The sequence below is a fragment of the Dermacoccus sp. Tok2021 genome, assembly GCF_019895135.1.
GTDB lineage: Bacteria > Actinomycetota > Actinomycetes > Actinomycetales > Dermatophilaceae > Dermacoccus > Dermacoccus abyssi.
Genome location: NZ_JAGTHU010000018.1, coordinates 22,208 through 45,073, shown reverse-complemented (window position 1 = coordinate 45,073; position 22,866 = coordinate 22,208). Strand labels below are relative to the sequence as shown.

Annotated in this window: 15 protein-coding genes and 1 riboswitch; all 15 genes read left to right on the top strand. The window is 68.4% G+C overall.

The genetic code is table 11. The features are described 5' to 3' along the window. Positions 1-10 precede the first annotated feature (10 nt). The 15 genes from K9D12_RS11135 to K9D12_RS11065 all read left to right on the top strand — a co-directional run bounded on the left by K9D12_RS11135 (position 11) and on the right by K9D12_RS11065 (position 22,712). Complete coding sequence (locus K9D12_RS11135) at positions 11-2,932, top strand: vitamin B12-dependent ribonucleotide reductase (RefSeq protein ID WP_223060239.1); 2,922 nt, start codon at positions 11-13, stop codon at positions 2,930-2,932. Between the two features lie 170 nt (positions 2,933-3,102). Beyond that, a complete protein-coding gene (serA, locus tag K9D12_RS11130) occupies positions 3,103-4,299 on the top strand; it encodes a phosphoglycerate dehydrogenase (RefSeq protein WP_322612543.1) in 1,197 nt (398 codons plus the stop codon). Positions 4,300-4,489: 190 nt separating this feature from the next. Then, entirely contained in the window at positions 4,490-7,333 is a 2,844-nt protein-coding gene (locus tag K9D12_RS11125) for an McrB family protein (protein WP_223060237.1), read from the top strand. Then, a complete protein-coding gene (locus K9D12_RS11120; protein WP_223060236.1) occupies positions 7,330-8,652 on the top strand; it encodes an McrC family protein in 1,323 nt (440 codons plus the stop codon). Before K9D12_RS11125 ends, K9D12_RS11120 begins: the two co-directional genes overlap by 4 nt. A 23-nt stretch (positions 8,653-8,675) precedes the next feature. Then, entirely contained in the window at positions 8,676-9,929 is a 1,254-nt protein-coding gene (locus K9D12_RS11115; protein WP_370633497.1) for a DUF445 domain-containing protein, read from the top strand. 32 nt (positions 9,930-9,961) lie between these two features. Then, a complete protein-coding gene (locus tag K9D12_RS15310; RefSeq protein ID WP_223060235.1) occupies positions 9,962-11,146 on the top strand; it encodes a DUF4185 domain-containing protein in 1,185 nt (394 codons plus the stop codon). Between the two features lie 75 nt (positions 11,147-11,221). Then, entirely contained in the window at positions 11,222-15,076 is a 3,855-nt protein-coding gene (gene hrpA, locus K9D12_RS11105) for an ATP-dependent RNA helicase HrpA (protein WP_223060234.1), read from the top strand. A 19-nt stretch (positions 15,077-15,095) separates the two neighbouring features. After that, the gene (locus K9D12_RS11100; RefSeq protein ID WP_118913106.1) at positions 15,096-15,533 is read left to right on the top strand and encodes an HIT family protein; all 438 of its coding nucleotides are present in this window, start codon (positions 15,096-15,098) and stop codon (positions 15,531-15,533) included. 95 nt (positions 15,534-15,628) lie between these two features. Next, on the top strand, positions 15,629-16,630 hold the full coding sequence (locus K9D12_RS11095; RefSeq protein ID WP_082128765.1) for a PAC2 family protein: 1,002 nt from the start codon (positions 15,629-15,631) through the stop codon (positions 16,628-16,630). 59 nt (positions 16,631-16,689) lie between these two features. Next, positions 16,690-17,382, top strand: coding sequence for an EcsC family protein (locus K9D12_RS11090; RefSeq protein WP_223060233.1), 693 nt, complete (start codon positions 16,690-16,692; stop codon positions 17,380-17,382). Positions 17,383-17,484: 102 nt separating this feature from the next. Next, positions 17,485-17,868 carry a YkvA family protein gene (locus tag K9D12_RS11085; protein ID WP_047311425.1) on the top strand — a complete coding sequence of 128 codons (384 nt, stop codon included), beginning with the start codon at positions 17,485-17,487 and terminating at the stop codon, positions 17,866-17,868. Positions 17,869-17,939: 71 nt separating this feature from the next. Beyond that, a complete protein-coding gene (locus K9D12_RS11080) occupies positions 17,940-18,926 on the top strand; it encodes a DUF4192 family protein (RefSeq protein WP_223060232.1) in 987 nt (328 codons plus the stop codon). Positions 18,927-19,039: 113 nt separating this feature from the next. Beyond that, a riboswitch (SAM riboswitch) is annotated at positions 19,040-19,149 on the top strand. Between the two features lie 36 nt (positions 19,150-19,185). Beyond that, positions 19,186-20,364, top strand: a complete 1,179-nt coding sequence (locus K9D12_RS11075) for a homoserine O-acetyltransferase (protein WP_223060231.1) — start codon at positions 19,186-19,188, stop codon at positions 20,362-20,364. Positions 20,365-20,429: 65 nt separating this feature from the next. Continuing rightward, positions 20,430-20,786, top strand: a complete 357-nt coding sequence (locus K9D12_RS11070; protein WP_047311427.1) for a universal stress protein — start codon at positions 20,430-20,432, stop codon at positions 20,784-20,786. 258 nt (positions 20,787-21,044) lie between these two features. After that, positions 21,045-22,712: an RNA polymerase sigma factor gene (locus K9D12_RS11065; protein WP_223060230.1), complete on the top strand. Its 1,668-nt coding sequence runs from the start codon at positions 21,045-21,047 to the stop codon at positions 22,710-22,712. Positions 22,713-22,866 lie beyond the last annotated feature (154 nt).

Genomic DNA, 22,866 nt, shown 5'->3' with positions numbered 1-22,866 from the left:
GCATGCGGTCATGACCGAGACCACGAAGGCTCGAGCCAAGTCGGGTCGCCGGAACAACGGCGTCACGATCGAGCGGATCTTCACCACCCCGGGCGTCCACCCCTACGACGCGGTGACCTGGGAGCTGCGTGACGTCGTCCAGCAGAACTGGAAGACCGGCGAGACGATCTTCGAGCAGCGTGGTGTCGAGTTCCCCGACTTCTGGTCGCTCAACGCCTCCACCATCGTCACGACGAAGTACTTCCGTGGCGCGCTGGGTTCGGACGCTCGCGAGAAGTCGCTCAAGCAGCTCATCGACCGCGTCGTGCTCACGTACACGAAGGCCGGCAAGGACAACGGCTACTTCGCGTCCGACGCCGACGCCGAGATCTTCGAGCACGAGCTCACGTACGCCTTGCTGCACCAGGTCTTCTCGTTCAACTCGCCGGTGTGGTTCAACGTGGGTACGGCGAGCCCGCAGCAGGTCAGCGCGTGCTTCATCCTGTCCGTCGACGACTCGATGGACTCGATCCTCAACTGGTACAAGGAAGAGGGCTTCATCTTCAAGGGCGGCTCCGGTGCCGGCCTCAACCTCTCGCGTATCCGTTCCTCGAAGGAGCTGCTGTCCTCCGGTGGCACCGCCTCCGGCCCGGTCTCGTTCATGCGCGGCGCCGACGCCTCGGCAGGCACCATCAAGTCCGGCGGCGCCACGCGTCGTGCGGCCAAGATGGTCGTCCTCGACGTCGACCACCCGGACATCGAGGAGTTCATCGAGACGAAGGCGCGCGAGGAGGACAAGATCCGTGCGCTGCGTGACGCCGGTTTCGATATGGACCTCGGTGGCCGCGACATCGTCTCCGTGCAGTACCAGAACGCGAACAACTCCGTTCGTGTCAGCGACGAGTTCATGAAGGCCGTCGTGGACGGCACAACCTTCGGCCTGCGTGCCCGTGACACGGGTGAGGTCATCGAGTCGGTCGACGCCCGCGAGCTGTTCGACAAGATCAACAAGGCCGCGTGGGAGTGCGCCGACCCGGGTGTGCAGTACGACGACACGATCAACGCGTGGCACACGAACCCGGAGACGGGCCGCATCACGGCGTCCAACCCGTGCTCGGAGTACATGTCGCTCGACAACTCCAGCTGCAACCTGGCCTCGCTCAACCTCCTGAAGTTCCTCAAGGACGACGACACGTTCGACGCCGTCACCTTCCAGAAGGTCGTCGAGCTCGTCATCACGGCGATGGACATCTCCATCTGCTTCGCCGACTTCCCGACGGAGTCCATCGGCAAGACGACGGTCGACTACCGTCAGCTCGGCATCGGTTACGCCAACCTCGGTGCGCTCCTCATGGCCACCGGCCACGGCTACGACTCGGACGGCGGCCGTGCGCTGGCCGGTTCCATCACGTCGCTGCTCACGGGCGCCGCCTACAAGCGCTCCGCCGAGATGGCTTCCGTGGTCGGCCCGTACGCCGGTTACGCCCGCAACGCCGACGCTCACAACCGCGTCATGCGCAAGCACCGTGCCGCGAACGACGAGCTCGCCTCGCACAAGGACATGGGCGCCATGGCCAGCGACATCCACGCGCTCGCGACGAAGGCCTGGGCCGACGTCGTCGAGAACGGTGAGAAGGGCGGCTTCCGCAACGCGCAGGCCTCCGTCCTCGCGCCCACCGGCACCATCGGCTTCATGATGGACTGCGACACCACCGGTATCGAGCCGGACTTCTCGCTCGTGAAGTTCAAGAAGCTCGTCGGCGGCGGTTCGATGCAGATCGTCAACCAGACGATTCCGCGCGCGCTGAAGAAGCTCGGCTACCAGGAAGAGCAGATCGAGGCGATCGTCGAGCACATCGCCGACAAGGGCCACGTCATCGACGCTCCCGGCCTCAAGCCGGAGCACTACGAGGTCTTCGACTGCGCCATGGGTGCGCGCGCCATCTCCCCGATGGGCCACGTCCGCATGATGGCCGCCTGCCAGCCGTTCCTGTCGGGTGCTATCTCCAAGACGGTCAACCTGCCGGAGTCGGCCTCGGTCGAGGACATCGCCGAGGTGCACCTCGAGGGTTGGAAGCTCGGTCTCAAGGCCATCGCCGTCTACCGTGACAACTGCAAGGTCGGCCAGCCGCTCTCGTCGGGCAAGAACGAGAAGAGCTCCGAGCCCGCGACGGCCACGGAGACCGTCGCCGAGACGCCGGTCGAGAAGATCGTCGAGTACCGCCCCGTGCGCAAGCGCCTGCCGAAGCGTCGCTCGTCGCAGACGACGTCGTTCGCCGTGGGTGGCGCGGAGGGTTACCTCACCGCCGGCACGTACGAGAACGGCGATCTCGGTGAGCTTTTCCTCAAGTTCGGTAAGCAGGGTTCGACGCTCGCCGGTGTCATGGACGCGTTCTCCATCGCCGTGTCGATCGGCCTGCAGTACGGCGTGCCGCTCGAGACGTTCGTCGAGAAGTTCACGAACCTGCGCTTCGAGCCGGCCGGTATGACGGACGACCCGGACGTGCGTATGGCGCAGTCGATCATGGACTACGTCTTCCGCCGCCTGGCGCTCGACTACCTCGACTTCGACACGCGTTCGTTCATGGGCATCCACACGGCCGAGGAGCGCGCTCGCCAGCTCGAGACCGGCTCCTACACGCCGATCGAGAGCGACGACGAGCCGTTCGACGCCGAGTCCAACTCGCAGTCCGTCGCCCCGGCGGCGGCACGCGGTGAGCGTCCGGTAGCTGCCACCTCCACGGAGGAGCACGCCGACGAGGTGAAGTCCGGTTCCGGTGCGGCCTCCGCCCGTGAGGTCGGCTCCGAGATCCACAGTTCGGCCGAGCTCATGGAGAAGTTCCAGGGCAAGGCAGCCGACGCCCCGATGTGCATGACCTGCGGCACGAAGATGCGTCCCGCCGGCTCCTGCTACGTCTGCGAGGGCTGCGGAAGCACCTCCGGCTGCAGCTGATCGCTCAGCCCTGATCGAGTGCGGGGCGTCGTCCTTCGGGGCGGCGCCCCGCGCTCGTCTTATTTCGTGAGATGCGTCGGCGTCCGCGGCGCCCGGTGCTGTCTCATGATGTGAGCAGCCCGCGATCTCATTGGCGGGCGCAACCGCCACACCGGAAAGGAACTCTCCCTGTGAAGGCACTGCTGCTCGAGAACGTCCACCCCCTCGGAGAGTCCTTGCTCCGTGATGCCGGTTTCGAGGTCGAGACCCGCGTCGGGGCTCTCGACGAGGACGAGCTCATCGAGGCGCTCGAGGGGGTTCAGCTGCTCGGCATCCGCTCCAAGACCGAGGTGACGGCCCGCGTCCTCGAGAACGCGCCGAGCCTCGAGGCCATCGGAGCCTTCTGCATCGGCACGAACCAGATCGACCTCGCCGTGGCAGCGCAGAAGGGCGTCGTCGTGTTCAACGCGCCGTTCTCCAACACGCGCTCGGTCGTCGAGCTCGCCATCGCCGAAATCATCATCATGGCCCGCCGTCTCACCGAGAAGGACCGCGCGCTGCACGACGGAGTCTGGTTCAAGGACGCCAAGGGCAGCCACGAGGTGCGCGGTCGCCGCCTCGGCATCGTCGGGTACGGCAACATCGGTTCCCAGCTGTCCGTCGTCGCCGAGATGCTCGGTTTCAAGGTCTACTTCTACGACACCGACGACAAGCTCGCGCTCGGAAACGCCACGCGGTGCAGCTCCCTCGAGGAGCTGCTGTCGGTCGCCGAGGTCGTCACGCTCCACGTCGACGGTCGCTCCGGCAACGCCGGCTTCTTCGGCGCCGAGCAGTTCGCAGCCATGCGTCCGCGGGCGCTGTTCCTCAACCTCTCGCGCGGCTTCGTCGTCGACTACGACGCGCTCAAGACGCACCTCGAGTCCGGTCACATCGCCGGTGCGGCCGTTGACGTCTTCCCCGAGGAGCCCAAGTCGAAGGGCGAACCGTTCAGCTCGCCCCTGCAGGGCCTCGCGAACGTCGTCCTCACACCGCACATCGGCGGCTCGACCGAGGAGGCGCAGGAGGACATCGGTCGCTTCGTCGCCGCGAAGCTGCGCGACTACATCCAGCGCGGTTCGACGACGCTCAACGTCAACCTGCCCTCGCTCAACCTGCCCGAGCGTCCCGGCCAGCACCGCCTCATCCACTTCCACCAGAACCTCCCCGGCGTCCTGGCCCGGATGAACGGCATCCTCGCCGAGCACGGCGTCAACATCGAGGGCCAGATGCTCGACACCTCGGCCGAGAGCGGCTACGTCGTCACCGACGTCGTTTCCCAGCTGCCCGAGGCGCTGCTCGACCAGCTGCGGTCGATGCCGGAGACGATCCGTCTGCGCGTCGTCAACTGAGGAGCCTGACGAGGCGCCCCGGGCCTTCCGCCGTGCGGCGAAGCGCCCGGGGAACGCCCGAGGACCGGAGGAGTCGGACGGGCGTTCCATGTCGTGCTGCGACGTAGGATGGATTCCGCTGCCTCGGTGACGAGACCTCACCTCGAGGCCGCGTACGAAGCCTTCACGACGAACGGACGACAGGTAGCCGATGGACGTGCACGCGCCGCAGCCTGACGAAGCGGAAGCCGCTCAGCGTCGGCTCGACCTCGCCCGGTGGGCGAGCACGTTCGACCTCATGCGAGCTCGGGCCGAAGCGGATCCGGTGTTCGTCGGGTCCTGGCACCAGCTCGACGCCCTCGCTCCCGTGCGGTGCGGCGAGGCGCGTGAGTTCATCGCCGACATGATGCGCTCGCCGAACGTCGACCTCTTCACGTCCCGTCTGGAGGAGTGGGCCGCTCGTCCCGGCCCGTACTCGGCTGCCGTGTCGCTGGCACGGCACTGGCTGCCGCGCGTCGTTGCCCACTGTGAGGGCCGACGCAGTGAACTCGAGGCGGCACTTGCCTGGGCGCTGCACACGCCCACGTCCTACGACGAAGCCACGGCCGCGATCCGTCTCGTCGAGGAGACCGTGGGGGGAGCAGGCCCGGACCTTTCACGCATTCCGTCGGTGCTGTCGCTCATGTGGGCCACGGACACGGAGGCCGACTGGCCGATCCTGTGGCCGGGTGGATCGGACACGTTCCAGACCCTGGGATGGATGGGGCGTCATCTCACCCACGCGGAGCGCTACGTCGCGTTCGTCGACCTCGCACGTGCCTTCGCGCCCGGGCAGTCGCACATCGCCCAGCGTGTCGTCAGCCACCTCGGTGACGACCCCTCGTTCGTCGGCTTCGGCGAGGCACTGCCCGCCCTCACGGAGGAAGCCGCTCGCCTGCACGCCACGTACACCCCCGGTGTCGGCTACGCCGCCGCCGAGGACGAGGCACGCGCTGCATCCCTTGCGCTGCAGCTGCGTGGTCACGCCGCTCTCGTTGCGCGCACCCTGCACAAGGCGCTCGAGCGTGTCACCGGCGTCGACCTCGCGGAGACGAGCCTGCAGACTCGTACCGACACGACGGCACGCGCCGCGTACCGATGTGACTCGCACACGACGTGGCTGCTGCCTGCGAGCAGCGGTGGCGCACCCGGCATCCGGGTCTGGCTCACGCGCTCCGGCATCGCCGTCGGTCTGGTCTCCGGGTGGGAGGGCGCCTCGAGCTCCGCGCGTCACGAAGCGCTCGGCACGCGCCTCGACGGTGCCCTACCCCAAGGCCTCGAGTTCATTCATGTGGCGCCCACCTCGTCGTCGGACCGTCTGCGTCCGACGGGCGACACCTACGAGGGCGGCGACGTCTTCGTGGGGCGCTGGTTCCCGCATCCCGAAGGAGTGGGACGCATCGACTTCGGCGACGAGATCGAGGAGACGGTTCGCCGTCTCATGCCGCTCGTCGACATCATGCGTGGCGCCGACACACGCGGCGCCGGCGTCGACGAGGAACTCGCCGTCGCCCTGGGCACGTTCCTCGCCGAGCGTCCGTACCCGGCCGAGCGCGACCAGTGGCACATCGAACGACGCCGTGAGTTCGCCGCGTCGTTGGAGCCCGAGGCGCTCGCGGCGTTCGACCTCGCGACGTTCCGGCGCATCATCGCCGGGGGAGCGTACGGCTCCACCGGCACGCACTCGGTCCTCGACGCCCGCCTCGCCGCGCTGGACGCGCAGGGCCTGGAGAACCTCTCGCGCACCCTGACGCACCTGCTGTGGGGCGAAGGTGACGACGCCGACCGCATCGATGCGGCCCTCGCGCCCACGAACTCCGACGACGTGGCACTCGACGAGTCCGTCGTCATGAAGCTGCTCGCCATCGCGCACCCGCACCGCTACCTGCCCGTCTACGCGATGGCCGGACGCGACGGCAAGGTGGCTATGGCGCAGGCCCTCGACGTGTCGCTGCCGCGCCGCCGTGAGCTCTCGCGCGGACGCCTGCACGTCCTCGCGGGCGATCGTCTGCGTGCCAAGCTTGAGCCCCTCCTGCCCGCCGATCCGTGGGGTCAGGCCCAGTTCGCCCACTGGCTGCTGCGCACTGGTGAATCGAGCATCGACCCCGAGCGCGACCTGCTCGCCGAGGCCGCCGCCGACCTGCTCGTCGACGAGGAGTTCGTCCGCGAGATCGACGGACTTCTCAAGGACAAGAAGCAGGTCATCTTCTACGGTCCGCCCGGTACCGGCAAGACGTTCATGGCGCAGCGCTTCGCCGCCGCGCTCCAGCCGGACCCCGCCAAGCGCGCCATCGTCCAGTTCCACCCCTCGACCTCCTACGAGGACTTCTTCGAGGGCTATCGCCCGCGCCTCGACGCCGGCGGCGCGATGGTCTACGAACTGCGCAAGGGCCCGCTGGCGCTGCTCGCCGAGGCGGCCGAGGCCGACCCGACGACGCCGCACGTCATGATCATCGACGAGATCAACCGCGCCAACCTGCCGCGCGTCTTCGGTGAACTGCTCTTCCTGCTCGAGTACCGCTCCCACTCGGTCATGACGAGCTACCGCCCCGACGAAGGCTTCCAGCTGCCGGCGAACCTGTACTTCATCGGCACGATGAACACGGCCGACCGGTCCATCGCGCTCGTCGACGCGGCCCTGCGTCGTCGCTTCCACTTCCTGCCGTTCATGCCGCACGAGGGTCCGATGGAGGGACTGCTCGCGCGCTGGCTCGTCAAGAACGACGGCCCCGTGTGGGTGGCCGGTCTCGTCGACCGCGTGAACGACGAACTGCGTCAGATCCTGCGCGGCCCGCACCTGCAGATCGGTCACAGCCATTTCATGTCGACCGATCTCGACGACGAGAAGCTGCGCCGGGTGTGGCAGTACGGCATCTACCCGTTCATCGAGGACCAGCTCTACGGCCGCGAGGACGTGCTCGCCACGTTCACGTGGGACGCCGTCGAGGCGCGCCACGGCGAAGCCGCTCGTGCGGAGGCCGCTTCCGACAGCGCCACGGCGCGCGACGGCGGATGACCGAGGCGGTGGCCGGCGAACAGGTGCAGACGGTCGTCGTCGGTGAGCATGCCCGCTCCGCACCGGTCCGCCTGAGCGCCGAAGGGCGCAGCGCCCTCTTCGCCGTCGCCGATGACAAGGTCAAGGTGCTCGCCACCGCCGACCCGCAGACCGTCGTCCTCGAGACGACGTCATGGGTCGGATCGATCAGCGTGCCGGGCCTGCAGATCCGTATTACTCCGGCCGCGCCGATGCACTCGCTCTTCGCGATGCTGGCCGGCCTCGGCGACGAGGTCGTCTGGGGGCAGGGCACGAGCGGTTTCGCGAGTGACGAACTGCTCGACGGGTCAGCGCTCGCGGTCCTGCGGGCCATCGAAGCGGCCACCCGTCGCGGCCTTCTGCACGGTTACCAGTCGCGTCAGGAACCACTCGCCACGATCCGTGGGCGCCTGCTCGTCGAGGAGATCGCCCGACGTCCGTGGACCGCTGCGCAGCCCGAGTGCCGCTACGACGACTTCACGGCCGACGTCGAGGAGAACCGCGTCCTCGCCGCCGCGGTGCGCGTCATCCTCACGGGTCACGGCTTGTCGCCGTCCACTCGGCGTCGGGCCGTCGAACTGCTCGCCCGCTTCGAGGGCGTCGGCTCGCCGTCCGCCGCCGAACGCGCAACCGACATCGTCATCACGCGACTCAACGAGCACTACGAACAGGCGCTCGACCTCGCGCGTCTCGCGCTCGACGGTTTCGCCATCCGGCACGAGGAGGGCGTACAGCAGGCGCACGCGTTCCTGCTCGACGTCGAGTACGTCTTCCTGCGCTTCGTGGCCGGTGAGCTGCGCTCGCGTCTGTGGCCCGGGCTGCGTGTCGAACAGACCGAACAGCTCGACCCGGGGGAGTCGAGTGGGGTGCAGGCCAACGCCGACGTTCTCGTCAGTGGCCCGCGCGGTCCGGTGCTCGTGTTGGGCACCTGCTACCACCTCGGCACGCCGGACGCCGTCACCTCCGACGTGACGGCCCGCGCCCTGCAACGCAGCGCAATGCCGCCATCGTTCGGCGCCACGACCGGCACCCGATCCCGCGGAGCGGCCGCTTCGGCGATGACGGCCATCGCGAACGACGCCGCCACGTTCTTCCCCGTCGTTGTCCAGGCCTCGTCCCTCGGTCTCGCGAACGCCCTCGTCGTCTACGCCCACGCGGCGCGCCGTCCGGCCTCACGCATCCGGATGCCCGGCACCGGAACCGACGTCCACGCGCGCCACATCGACCTCGAACAGACCTGGCCCGAGATCCAGCAACTGCTAGATTCCCTTGCCGATACCGTGAGGCGTCTCGCCGCCTGACGCACGCTCGCTATTCTGTCGGGGTGTCGACGAGCCTCGCCCTTCCCGAATCCGACGAACAGCGCCGAGCCGCCCTGCGCCGCATGCGCTTCGTGGCCACGGGCCTGCTGGCGTTCGCGGCGCTCGTCTTCGTCCTGACGCACGGTCGAGACGGCGTATGGGGCTATGTCAACGCCGCCTCCGAGGCCGCGATGGTGGGTGCCGTCGCCGACTGGTTCGCCGTGACGGCGCTGTTCCGTCACCCGCTCGGCCTCAAGGTGCCGCACACCGCCATCATCCCGACGCGCAAGGACCAGCTCGGCAAGAGCCTCGAGGAGTTCGTCGGCTCGAACTTCCTCACGCCCGAGCTCGTAACGGAACGTATCGGCCAGGCCGAGATCCCGCGCCGGCTCGGGGAGTGGATCGAGCGTCCCGGCAACGCCGAGCGCGTCGTCGCCGACGCAGCCCCGGCCCTGTGCCGCGCCGTCGAGACCCTCGACGACGACGAGGTGCGTCACTTCCTCGACACCGTCCTCCTGCCGCGACTGCGCCGCGAACCCATCGGTGAACTCGCCGGCCACCTGCTCGAGGGCATCGTCGCCGACGGCACCCACCACGGTTTCGTCGACGTGTGTGTCACCGAGATGCACGTGTGGGTGAGCCAGAACAAGGAAGCCGTCTCCCGCATCGTCGGCGCCAAGGCCCCCTGGTGGTCACCGCAGTGGCTCGACGACGCCGTCGTCGATCGCATCCACCTCGAGATCGTCAAGTGGCTCGCCGAGGTGCGCGACACCCCGAACCACAACATGCGCAAGGCCATCGACGCCTTCCTCGCCCGCGCCGCCCACGACCTGCAGCACGACGAGCGCACGCAGGAGCAGGCGGAGAACCTCAAGGAGCGTTTCCTCGACCACCCGAGCGTCGCCGACTCGGCGATCGCCCTGTGGGGGTCGGTACGCCGCATGCTCACTGACGCGCTCCTCGACGAGCAGGGTGCCCTGCGCGAGCGGATGGTCGAACACCTGCGCGCCCTCGGCGTCCGGCTCCAGCACGACGAGGCATTGCGCGCCACCGTGGAGCGACGCCTCGAGTCGGGCGCGGCCAGCTTCGTCACGAGTTACGGCCACGAGATCACGACCCTCATCTCCTCGACGGTCGAGCGCTGGGACGCCCAGGACGCGTCGGATCGCATCGAGACGTTCGTCGGGCGCGACCTGCAGTTCATCCGCATCAACGGCACCGTCGTCGGTGGCCTCGTCGGCCTCTTCATCCACGCCGTCTCGCAGCTGCTTCCCTGACGATGACGCCGCGCCGGAGCAGGCCAACACGAGTGCGACGTCGCCGTGTCGCACTCGTGGGGGCCACCGGCCTCACGCTCGCCTTCGGTGGCTGTACGCTCAGCGTCCCCGATTCCACCGATCGCATCGGGTCGCGACCCTTTCTCGACAGGGCCGACAAGGCGCTCGCGGCCGCACCGAACGCGCTCGTGCGCAGCGAGTGCAGCGCCGAGAAACGTGCAGTCACGCGGGCGTCGGCCGCCGAGCGGGGAAGCGACATGGCCTCGTTGTCGCTCGCGACCTGGCGCAGCGGCGACGTCGGAGTGACGACCCCGCTCAGCGATGGACGGGTGCTCTGGATCTTCGGCGACACCACACGGGCGAAGGGCACGAACCCACGTGTGGTCGCCAACAGCATGCTCGTCGGGACGGGGCGGTGCTTCGACGAGGTGCGCGCTCCGGGAAACGGCCCGGTCATCGGCGGATTCGAGGGACGCCGTGTGTGCTGGCCCAACAGCGCCATGACGGTGCCGATGCGCGGTGCCGACATCGTCCTCGTCGGGTGCTCCCGGATCGAACCGGGAAAGGAGGGCCTCTTCGACTTCTCCTACCGCGGCATGACGATGGCCGCCTACGCCGTCGAGCGTGGCGGCGCGCCGCAGCCCGTCACCCGTTTCGACGTGACGCCCGACAACGCCGATGCCGAGCAGATCAACTGGGGTTCGGCGCTCGTCGGCGACGAGGGCTGGGTCTACGTCTACGGCAGCCAGCAGCCCAAGGGCAGCACCGGAAAGGGCGCGTACGTGGCGCGAACCCGACTCGCGCAGCTGTCCGACGGCCCGGAGTGGCAGTTCTGGAACGGCCGCACGTTCGTCACCGACGCGGGGGCTGCCCGTCCGTTCCTTCTCGCGCACGAGGGTGTCTCACAGACCTTCTCCGTCGTGCGCCGAGGCGAGCGCTTCGTGCTCGTGTCGAAGCAGGGCGGTGAGTTCGGGCAGAACATCGGGGTGTGGAGCGCGCCCATACCGTCGGGTCCCTGGCGGGGCGAACGGGCCGTGGCCGAGCCGTACTCCCAAGGTGACGGCGTCGTCGCCTACCAGCCGCTCGCGCATCCGGAACTCGCGACGCCGAGTGGAGACCTCCTCGTCACGCTCTCGCGCAACACCGAGTCGTTCGCCGACCTCCTGGCCGACCCGCGCAAGGGACGCCCCAAGTTCCTCGAGGTACCGGCGCACTGAGCGGTGCTCTGACGGTTCTCCCGCAGGGTTGACCACCGAAATCGCCTTGCCGAGCCGTGAGAGACTGGAAGGACTGTGACCAGTTCAGTGAATCCGTCCCCGTCCGCCGTATCCGAGGCTCCCGCACCTGACACGCAGGAGAGCGCCCCGTTCGTCCTCAACTACCCGGCGCACCTGCCCGTCGCCGAGGCTCGTGAGGAGATCATCGAGGCGATCCGAGACCACCAGGTCGTCGTCGTCGCGGGTGAGACCGGATCGGGCAAGACAACCCAGTTGCCGAAGTTCTGCCTGGAACTCGGCCGCGGCCTCGGCGGCGCCATCGGGCACACGCAGCCACGACGCATCGCTGCCCGTTCGGTGGCGGAACGTCTCGCCGAGGAACTCGCGGTCGAGCTCGGTGACGTCGTCGGGTACCAGGTGCGCTTCGTCGACGAGTCGTCGAAGAAGACGCGTGTGCGCGTCATGACCGACGGCATCCTCCTGTCGCAGATGCAGCGCGACCGCGACCTGCGTCAGTACGACACCCTCATCATCGACGAGGCGCACGAGCGCAGCCTCAACATCGACTTCATCCTGGGCTACCTCAAGCAGCTGCTTCCCCGCCGGCCCGACCTCAAGGTCATCATCACGTCGGCGACGATCGACCCGGAGCGCTTCGCGGAGCACTTCGCGAGCGACAAGGGCCCGGCGCCCATCATCGAGGTCTCCGGGCGGACGTTTCCGGTGGAGATGCGCTACCGCCCGCTCGTGCGCGAGATCGCGCCCTCGTCACCCAAGGACGAGCCCAAGGTCGAGGACATCGACCAGGTCACCGGCATCGTCGAGGCCGCCCAGGAGCTCTGGCGTTCCGGCAGTGGCGACGGTTCGAGCCAGGACATCCTCGTCTTCTGCTCCGGTGAACGCGAGATCCGCGACGCAGCCGACGCCTTGCGCGGCGCCGACTGGGGTCGCGCCCGGCACGACGTCGAGATCGTTCCGCTCTACGCCCGACTCTCCGCGGCCGAGCAGCACAAGGTGTTCGCGCCGCACAACGGCCGACGCATCGTCCTCGCGACGAACGTCGCCGAGACATCGCTGACGGTGCCGGGCATCCGCTACGTCATCGACACCGGCACGGCTCGCATCTCGCGCTACAGCCAACGCACGAAGGTCCAGCGGTTGCCCATCGAGCCGATCTCGCAGGCGTCGGCCCGGCAGCGCGCCGGACGCTGCGGACGTGTGGCCGACGGCATCTGCATCCGCCTCTACTCGCAGGAGGACTTCGAGTCGCGTCCGGAGTTCACCGACCCGGAGATCCTGCGCACCAACCTCGCGAGCGTCATCCTGCAGATGACGTCGCTCGGCCTTGGCGACATCGCGCGCTTCCCCTTCGTCGATGCGCCCGACGCCCGTCAGATCAAGGACGGCCTGGCGCTCCTCGAGGAGCTGCACGCGCTCGACACGAAGGCGAGCGGGCAGCGCAAGAAGCTCACACCGACGGGCCGCACCCTCGCGCGCCTGCCCGTCGACCCGCGCATGGGGCGGATGCTCGTCGCCGCCGCGGCCAACGGGTCGCTGCGCGAGGTGCTCATCATCGTTGCTGCCATGTCGATCCAGGATCCGCGGGAGCGACCGGCCGACGCGCAGGCCCAGGCCGACCAGCAGCACGCCCGGTTCAAGCACGAATCGAGCGACTTCCTCGGCTACCTCAACCTGTGGAACTACGTGCGTGAGCAGCAGCGGGAGCTCTCCTCGAGCGCCTTCCGCCGCCTCGCCAAGCGCGAGTACCTGCACTATCTGCGCCTTCGGGAGTGGCAGGACCTGCACGCGCAGCTCAAGGCGGCCTGCAAGCAGGCGAAGCTGTTCATGAGTGACAACGCCGCGAGCGAGAACGCCATCCACGAAGCGCTGCTCACGGGACTGCTCAGTCACGTTGGTGTGCGTGATCGGGAGAAGCGTGAGTACCTCGGTGCCCGCAACGCGCGCTTCGCCATCCAGCCCGGATCGACGCTCTTCCGCCGCCAGCCCGACTGGGTCATGGCGGGCGAACTCGTGGAGACCACCCGGATGTGGGCGCGCACCAACGCCGTCGTCGACCCGCTGTGGGTCGAGAAAGCCGGCGCGCATCTCGTCAAGCGTTCGCACGCGGAGCCGCACTGGGAGCGCAAGCGGGCGTCCGCCGTCGCGCTCGAACGCGTCACGCTCTACGGCGTCCCGCTCGTCGTCGGGCGCCGGGTGGCGCTCGGACCGCTCGAACCCGAGACGGCCCGGGACCTGTTCATCCGTCACGCTCTCGTCGAGGGTGACTGGGATGCGCAGCACGCGTTCCTCAAGGACAACGCCCGCCTCATGGCCCGCATGGCCGACCTCGAAGCGCGCGCTCGCCGCCGCGATCTCGTCGTCGACGACGACACGCTCTTCGACTTCTACGACGAGCGCCTGCCCGCATCCATCGTCTCGGGTGCGCACTTCGACAGGTGGTGGAAGGAGAAGCGGCGCACCGAGCCCGAGCTCCTCACCTTCACCGAGGACTTCCTCGTCGCCGACGACGCGAAGGCCGTGGACGAGACGGCCTACCCGAAGTCGTGGCGCCAGGGGAAGCTCAAGCTGAGGTTGACGTACCAGTTCGAGCCGGGCGCGGACGCCGACGGGTTGACCGTTCACATCCCACTGCCGGTGCTCAACCAGGTCAGTGACGAGGGCTTCGACTGGCTCGTGCCCGGTATGCGTGAGGAACTCGCCACCGCCCTTGTGAAGTCGCTGCCGAAGAACGTGCGCCGCAACTTCGTGCCCGCGCCGGATCATGCGCGCCGGGCGCTCGCACTCATGGACGCGGGTGGCGCGGCGGGCGAGCGTCCGTTCACCGACGAGCTCGCCGACGCCCTGTTCGACCTCGCCAAAGTGCGTGTGCCCGAGGGTAGTTGGGACACCGACCGCCTTCCCGATCACCTCAAGGTCACCTTCAGGGTGGAGGACGCTCGGGGCAAACGACTGCGTGAGGGCAAGAACCTCGCTGAGCTTCAGGACGCGCTCGCGGGGCGTCTGCGTCAGTCGATGTCCAAGGCCGCCGGCGACCTCGAGAAAAAAGGCCTCACCGCCTGGACCCTCGACGACCTGCCGTCCACCTTCACGAAGACCACGGGCCGCCAGCGCATCACCGGCTACCCGGCCCTCGTCGATCACGGCGAGAGCGTGGCCGTCGAGGTGCTCGGAACGCGCTCCGAAGCGACGCAGGCGAGCCGCCTCGGCACGCGTCGACTTCTGCTGCTCAACACCCAGGTGCCGTGGAAACGGATCCTCGGTCTGATGTCGAACCGCCAGAAGCTGGCCCTGGGCAACAACCCGCACGGTTCGATGACGGCCCTCATGGACGACGTGCTCGCCGCGGCGGTCGACTCCGTCGTCGCGGGGATGCCGAACCACGAGGTGCGCACGCCCGAACAATTCGAGGAGGCGCTGCGCACGGTCCGTCAGCAGGTGGCACCGCTCGTTCTCGAGGCGTCGGAGAAGCTCGCCCCGGTGCTCGAGCACGCGCACGAGGTGGAGCTCGCGCTGGGCAAACTCACGTCGCCGGCTGCCAAGGCGTTGCACGACGACGTCGCAGCCCACCTCGTCGCGCTCATCCATCCGGGTTTCGTCGCGCAGACCGGCATGGCTCGCTTGCCGCGCCTCGACGTCTACGTCCGCGCGCTGCTCGAGCGTGTGACGAAGGGCGTCACCGACACCGCGCGGGACGCCGACCGAGCCGATCAGCTCGCCACCGTGCGCGCCGAGTACGAGGACATGCTCGCGGCGCTGCGCCCCGAACGCCGCACCGACGCCGACGTCGTCGACATCCGCTGGATGATCGAGGAACTCGCCGTGAGCCTGTTCGCGCAGCGCCTCGGCACGGCTCATCCTGTCTCGCCCCAGCGCATCTACAAGGCGATGGACGCTGCCGAAGCGCTCTGATCTCCTCTAGGTTGGAGACATGGCGAGCATCTTCACGCAGATCATCGACGGCAACATCCCCGGTCACTTCGTCTGGCAGGACGAGACGTGCGTGGCCTTTCTCGTGATCGACCCGATCACCGACGGGCACATCGTCGTCGTGCCCCGCGAGGAGATCGAGGAGTGGACGGCCGCGGACCCGCAGGTGCTCTCGCACCTCATGGACGTGGCGCAGAAGATCGGGCAGGCGCAGCAGGAGGCCTGGTCGGCCAAGCGCATCGGCCTGCTCGCGGAGGGCTACGAGGTGGCCCACCTGCACCTGCACGTGTGGCCGACGCAGTCGCCTGCGGACTTCGACCCGCACGACGTCGTTCACGGCCAGGACCAGCAGATCCTCGCAGCCAACGCGCAGAAGCTGCGCGAGAGCCTGCGCAGCGCCGGTCACGGCGAGCACGTCGTGGACGCGGCCGCGAACTGAGCGTCCCGCGAGTCGGTTGTTCGCCCGCAGCGATGCGGGAATCTTCCGTGTGACGGGGACGTTGCACCAGGCACATCGAATCGAAGGAGAGGCCAGTGCTCGACCCGGCTCAGCTGTTTCGTCTGGAGACGGACACGACCTCGCACGACCTGCGTGCGAGCACGATGGTCGTCGCCCTCGGCGGCTTCATCGATGCGGGCTTCGCTCAGAAGCTCATGTCCCAGCACATCCTCGGCACCCTCGAGCACACGGTCGTCGCGTCGTTCGACCTCGACCAGCTGCTCGACTACCGCGGCCGTCGTCCGGTCATGACGTTCGACCGCGACCGCTTCAGCGAGTACGACGACCCGTCGCTCGTGCTCTACCGCGTCATCGACGCCGAGGGCACGCCGTTCCTCCTGCTCACCGGCCCTGAGCCCGACTACCAGTGGGAGCGCGTCGCCGAGGCCACGCGCATGCTCGCCTCGATGTTCGGCGTCAGTCTCATGGTGAGCGCGCACGGCATCCCGATGGCGGTGCCGCACACGCGTCCCATCGGCTTCACGCGCTACGCCTCGAACCAGCGCTACCTCACCGAGAACGAGCCGCTGTTCGGCAACGTCCAGATCCCGGCCAGCGCCGAGGGGCTGCTCCACATTCGTCTCGCCGAGGCCGGCATCGACACGGCCGGATTCGCCGTCCACGTGCCGCACTACCTCGTGCAGGTCGAGTACGGCGACGCCGCCATCGCGGCTCTCGAGTGCGTCACCGGGCTCACCGGTCTCGCGATTCCGGCGCAGGAGCTGGCCGCCATCGCCGGGTTGCACCGGGCCGACATCGCCAAGCAGGTCGGGGAGAACGACGAGGTCACCGAGGTAGTCTCCGGCCTCGAGCAGCAGTACGACACGTTCACCGAGGGCCGCCGGCGCCGGTCGTTGCTCGCGGCCGAGATGAACGAACTGCCCAGCGCCGACGAGATCGGCGAGGAACTCGAGCAGTTCCTGCGTTCGGGCAGCGACGAGAACGAGGACACGCCCGGCGGCGAGCGTGGCGCCGCCCACCACGCCGACGACTCGGACGACTCCGACGGTTCGCCGAATCGCCCCCAGGCCGACTGACGAGGCCCGCGTTCGCGGTACCGGTTGCCCAGTCATCGGTGCGCTGCAAGGATCAGCCCATGTTCGGATTCGGTAAAGACAAAGTCGACAAGCAAATTGAGCCGGCTCAGGGCTCGAACGGCACCTTCGATCGCGCCGCCAACTCCCTGGCCCAGCACCTCATCTCCACCGGCATCGGCGGCGTCGCCACCTTCGACTCCGCGGCGACGGTGGCCGACGAGGCGTTGAACAAGGTCGGTTCACGCGAAGCCGCGGTCGACGCGATCGTGCGTTCACACACGAAGCTCGCGGGTGCGAACGGGTTCGTCACCAACCTCGGTGGCTTCATCACGATGCCCGTGGCTTTGCCCGCCAACATCGTCGGCTTCTACACCGTTGCCACGCGCATGGTGGCCTCCATCGCGCACCTGTACGGCCACAACCTGCGCGACGAGTCGGTCCGTTCGGCCATCCTGCTCGACCTCATCGGCGCCGATGCCACGCAGGTTCTCAAGGGCATGGGTGCGTTCAGCGGCGGTGTCGCGACGAACGTTGCGACCCGTCGTCTGCCCCCGGCGGCGCTCGCGGTCGTCAACAAGTCCGTCGCGTTCCGCCTGGGCACGCAGGTCGGGCGCAAGTTCCTCTCGCGCATCCCGCGCGTCATCCCGGTTGCGGGTGGCTTCATCGGTGCGGGGCTCGACGTCATGCTCCTGCGCAAGATCGCCGACGCGGCGCGCAAGGACTTCATCGCGGCCGTGCCGCCCACGGCCTGACGCTCCGCCGATCGTGACGACGCCCGCGCCCGCGGAATGCACCGCGTGGCGTCGGCGTTGTCGCTTTATTCACCTGAACGCTCGTCAACCGGAGGCACTTCGATGGCACGTCCCACCTCGCTCGGTCGCCGCGTCACCCGACTCGCCGGCCTGAAATCCCTCGCTGCTGCAGTGACGGCGGCGTCCGCCGCCGGAGGTCCCTCGCTCACGACCCGCCTCAGCGCACTTCCGCGCCTGGCTCGCGCTGTGCGCTCCGGTTCGTACCGGGGCGTGAGCACCGCGCAGCTCGCGCTGCTCACGGCTGCTGCGGCCTACGTCGCCTCGCCGGTCGATCTGCTGCCCGAGGCGCTCCTGGGAGTCGTGGGTCTTGCGGACGACGCCGCCGTCCTCACGTGGCTGGCGAGCTCGCTCGTGCACGTCACCGACGACTTCCTCGACTGGGAGAAGCGCACAGGTGTGACGCTGGCGGGGGAGCGCGTGCGCTGAGGACGCCCTTGTCCACAGGCGCCAGCGCCTCGCACTGGTCGTGAGAAGTGTGGTCATGGCTTCGTGAAGCCATGACCACACTTCATCTCTCGGGCATGGGCCCGCTGCTCGCCCTCATGCCGTACGAGTTCGGCTTCGCTCCGACGGCGTCCCTCGTCGTCACGTTCATGGACGGCGGGCGAGTTGCGGGGGCTGCCCGCTTCGACGAAGCCGTCGTCACCCCGGAGCACGTTCACCACGTGCGCGATCGCGTCGTCGAGGCGTCGAATCGTCTCGGCACGAGTGGCGTCGTCGTCACGGCCTACCAGTGCAGTCCCGACGTCGATCTCGACCTCGTCACGCGGGCTCTCGCACCGGCCGTCGAGGTGGAGCACGCCCTCATCGTGGCCCCTGACGTCTGGTGGGCAACGACGTGCACCAAAGGGTGTTGTGACGGTGCACTGGCCCCAGTGCCGACTGCCGCCGATGTGCCCTCCCTCGCATCGGCCCTCGAGGGACGCCTCGAACCGGCGTCATCACGTGACGAAGCCGTGGCCGCCCTCCACGCGGTTTCGCCACTGGCCCAACGGGCCGTCGCCGACCTGCTCGTCGGGCTACCGGGCGAGACCGGCCGGGTGCGCGCGGCCTGGCGTGAGGTGGCCTCAGGCTCCGGGCACCCCCACAGCACTCGCGACCGTGAGGCTCTGGCGCTCGTCGTCGACGCCATGCCCGATCCACTCCTGCGCGACGAGATGGTGTGGAGCGTCGTGCCCGAACTGGCCGCGGGAGCCCGTACCACTCGGCAGTGCTGGTCCGAGCCGGTGAGTTCGCAGCGGCTGTTGGAGATCCTCGTCGCCGTGCCCGAGCCGGCGCGAGCCCATTGGCTGTGTCTCGTGGCGCTCGCGCGCTGGCGGGAAGGGGAGCGGCCCAGCGCTGTGCTCGCCGCCGCCGAGGCCCAGGAACGGGGCGCGCGCCTACCTCTCGTCGACCTCGTCGTGAGGATGACCTCCTCCGGCATGGCGTACGAGGACTTCCTGCGGCCGGCGAGGCCGAATCATGCGGCGCGGCGCCGTCGCTGACGTCGTGGCGACGAGGCGGGAGAGTGCGGGCAGCCACCGGGCCGGCGCTTCACATCGTGGACATCAGCAGGGGCCTTCCTGGCGCCTTCGCTGCACTCGCCCTAGTCTCGAAGCGTCAAGAGTCTCGGTCACACAAGCCCCGGCTGACTGAGCGGCAACCCTCCACCGCGGTGGGGTGCCCCGGGTGACGACAGGGCCGTGAACGCTGCGGCAAGCGCGGACTCGCCAGTCGCTTCGGCGAGTCCTTCGAGGAGGACACATGGCGAGCTCTCATTCAGCGCACGTCGCACCGGCCGCTACGCGTCCTGTGCAGGCGCCGAGTGGGTTCAACGCGCAGGCACGAGCCGTCGCTCTGGGAGACGTCGTTCTCGAAAGTGGCCGCACGCTGCCGGACGTCGTCATGACCTACGAGTGCTGGGGCGAGTTGAACGACGACGCGTCGAACGTCGTCCTCGTCGAGCACGCGCTCACGGGTGATTCGCACGTCGTCGGCGATACTGGCGACGGGCAGCCCACCCCGGGTTGGTGGCCAGGAATCATCGGCTCCGGCGCAGCACTCGACACCGACGAGTACTTCGTCGTCGCCATCAACGTTCTCGGTGGATGCCGTGGCAGTACCGGCCCCATCTCGCTCGCTCCGGACGGCGAACCCTGGGGCGGACGTTTCCCGCAGGTGACCGTCCGAGACCAGGTCCGCGCCGAGGCGGCGTGCCTCGAAGCGCTCGGTGTGCGACGCCTGCACGCCGTCATCGGAGGCTCCTTCGGGGGGATGCGCACGGCCGAGTGGGTCGCGGGGTTCCCGGACCGCGTCGAGCGGGCATTGGTCGTGGCGAGCAGTGGCTGCGCGACCGCGGACCAGATTGCCTGGGGCCACACCCAGGTCGTCGCCATCACGTCCGACCCGGAGTTCCGCGACGGCGACTACCTGCGTCACGGCACGTTTCCCACGAACGGCCTCGCCTTGGCCCGCCAGATCGCTCACGCCTCGTATCGCAGCGCAAGCGAGTTCGAGGCACGGTTCGGCGCCGAGCCCCAGCCAGGTGAGGACCCGCTCGAGGGCGGTCGCTTCAGCGTCGAGGGCTACCTCGACCACCACGGGGCCAAACTCGCGCGACGCTTCGACCCGCTGGCCTACGTGCGCCTGACGCAGGCCATGGCGACCCACGACATCGGGCGAGGACGCGGCGGGCTCGACGCGGTGCTGGAGGCGTACGAAGGAGAACTCCTCGTGGCCGCAGTCGACTCCGATCGACTCTTTCCCGTGAGCGCATCGACGCGGATGGTGCGCGCCCACGGTCGCGGACGACTGCGCATGATCCACTCGCCCTACGGCCACGACGGATTCCTCATCGAGGCCGACCAGATCGCGTCGCTCGTGCATGAACTCGTCCAGCGACCGTTGCGCGGAACACCGCGGCTCGTGCGCGGCGTCGCATGAGTGGCCCACCGCAGGGGCCTCGGGTAGCGTGACGGCAGATTCCGAATTTCGCGAGTGAGGTCGCCATGTCCGTCATCGTCAGTTTCGCGCCCGGCCCCGAGGGCGAAGCCGCCCTCGCCGAGGCAGCTCGCCAGTCGAAGGATCTGGGTCGCCCGCTCATCGTGGTGTGCACGGTGCCCTCGGACGAGGCTCGCACCGCGGCCCGCAAGGCGGCCGAGGAGTACACCGGCGCACAGGTCGTCGATGTGCAGGACGGCGCCGACGCCGTGGAATCCATCCTCGAGGAGATTTCCCGAGTGCAGCCCGCCCTGCTCGTCATCGGGCTGCGCAGGCGCACCCCTGTCGGCAAGTTGATCCTGGGCACGAGTGCTCAGCGCTTGTTGCTCGACGCCCCGTGCCCCGTGCTCGCCGTCAAGCCCTGAGGCTCCCGAACGCCCTTCAGTTGCTGAGATGGCGGCCGATCCGGGGCAGGGAATGAACGTCAATCGAAGCTCGTTGAACCCCGTGATTCTGCGGTTTCGGCCGTCGAGTTTTATAATGGGTGAAGAAGCGGTCACCACCCGGAGCGCCAAGCGCGGGGTTTCGTGATCGCACTCCTCGTTCCGGTGTCGCTTCGATCGTCGCTGCCCTGCGGCCGACGACGGCGACGCATCACTTTCGGAAGGTAGTTGGTGACGACAGTGTCGAAGACCACGCAGCCCCCCGCACTTCCCGCGGATGTCGACCACCCGGCTCTGGCAGCTCTGTTCGAATCGGGTCGTGAGACGGGCTCGGTGGACAGCGTCGCATTGAAGGACGCGATCGAAGAGGCACAGGTGTCGTCCGCCAAGCAGAAGTCCGTGTTGAAGGCGCTGGCCGCCGAGAACATCGAGGTCGTCCTCGACCAGGCCCACGCCGAGCAGGCCGTGGCCACCACAGCCGGACGTCGTAAGACGGCCGCGAAGAAGACCACGGCCAAGAGGGCCACCGCGAAGTCCGCTGCGGCCAAGACCACTGCGGCCAAGAAGAGGACCGCCAAGAAGGTGACGTCGAAGACCGCGACCGCGAAGGTTGCGGCTGTCGAGGAGCCGAGCGAGGCGGACGAGACCGCCAACGAGGCTCCCGCCAAGAAGACGACGGCCAAGAAGGCCGCTGCGAAGAAGACGACGGCCAAGAAGGCTGCCGCCAAGACGGCCACGGCCAAGGCCACGACGGCTAAGACCGCAACGGCGAAGAAGTCTGCTGCAAAGAAGGCGACTAAGGCCGCCGACGAGCCCGAGGTCGACGAGGTCGAGCCCGTCGACATCGCGGCCGAGACCGGCGACGATGTCGAGACGCCCGAGCAGGTCTCCGACAGCAAGGCCGGAGACGCCTCCGAGCCGGAGGACGAGAAGGGCGGCTTCGTCCTGCGTCAGGGTGACGAGGACGACGCCCCGGCTCAGCAGGTCGTCACGGCAGGCGCCACGGCCGACCCGGTCAAGGACTACCTCAAGCAGATCGGTAAGGTCGCGCTGCTCAACGCCGAGCAGGAGGTCGAGCTCGCCAAGCGCATCGAGGCCGGCCTGTTCGCGGAGCAGAAGCTCGACTCCGGCGACAAGATCGACATGAAGCTCAAGCGTGAGCTGTGGTGGATCGCCTCGGACGGCAAGAACGCCAAGAACCACCTCCTCGAGGCCAACCTGCGTCTCGTCGTGTCGCTCGCCAAGCGCTACACCGGTCGCGGAATGCTCTTCCTCGACCTCATCCAGGAAGGCAACCTGGGCCTCATCCGTGCGGTCGAGAAGTTCGACTACACCAAGGGCTACAAGTTCTCGACCTACGCGACGTGGTGGATTCGTCAGGCCATCACCCGCGCCATGGCCGACCAGGCGCGCACCATCCGCATCCCGGTGCACATGGTCGAGGTCATCAACAAGCTGGCCCGCGTCCAGCGCCAGATGCTCCAGGACCTGGGCCGCGAGCCCACCCCGGACGAGCTGGCCAAGGAACTCGACATGACCCCCGAGAAGGTCGTGGAGGTCCAGAAGTACGGTCGCGAGCCGATCTCCCTGCACACCCCGCTCGGCGAGGACGGCGACAGCGAGTTCGGTGACCTCATTGAGGACTCCGAGGCCGTCGTTCCGGCCGACGCCGTGAGCTTCACGCTCCTGCAGGAGCAGCTGCACTCGGTGCTCGACACGCTGAGCGAGCGCGAAGCGGGCGTCGTCTCGATGCGCTTCGGTCTCACCGACGGTCAGCCGAAGACGCTCGACGAGATCGGCAAGGTCTACGGCGTGACGCGTGAGCGTATCCGTCAGATCGAGAGCAAGACGATGAGCAAGCTGCGTCACCCGTCGCGCTCGCAGGTTCTGCGCGACTACCTCGACTGAGTAGCGGCGTTCACCGCCGAAGGGCGCATCCCATGGGGGATGCGCCCTTCGGCGGTGAACGTCGTCGGAACCCTTCACGCCGAAGGATGGTGGGTTTGGCTGAAGGTGGCAGGGATATCGGTCGCATCTTCGGCCAAACCCAGCACCAGCGTTC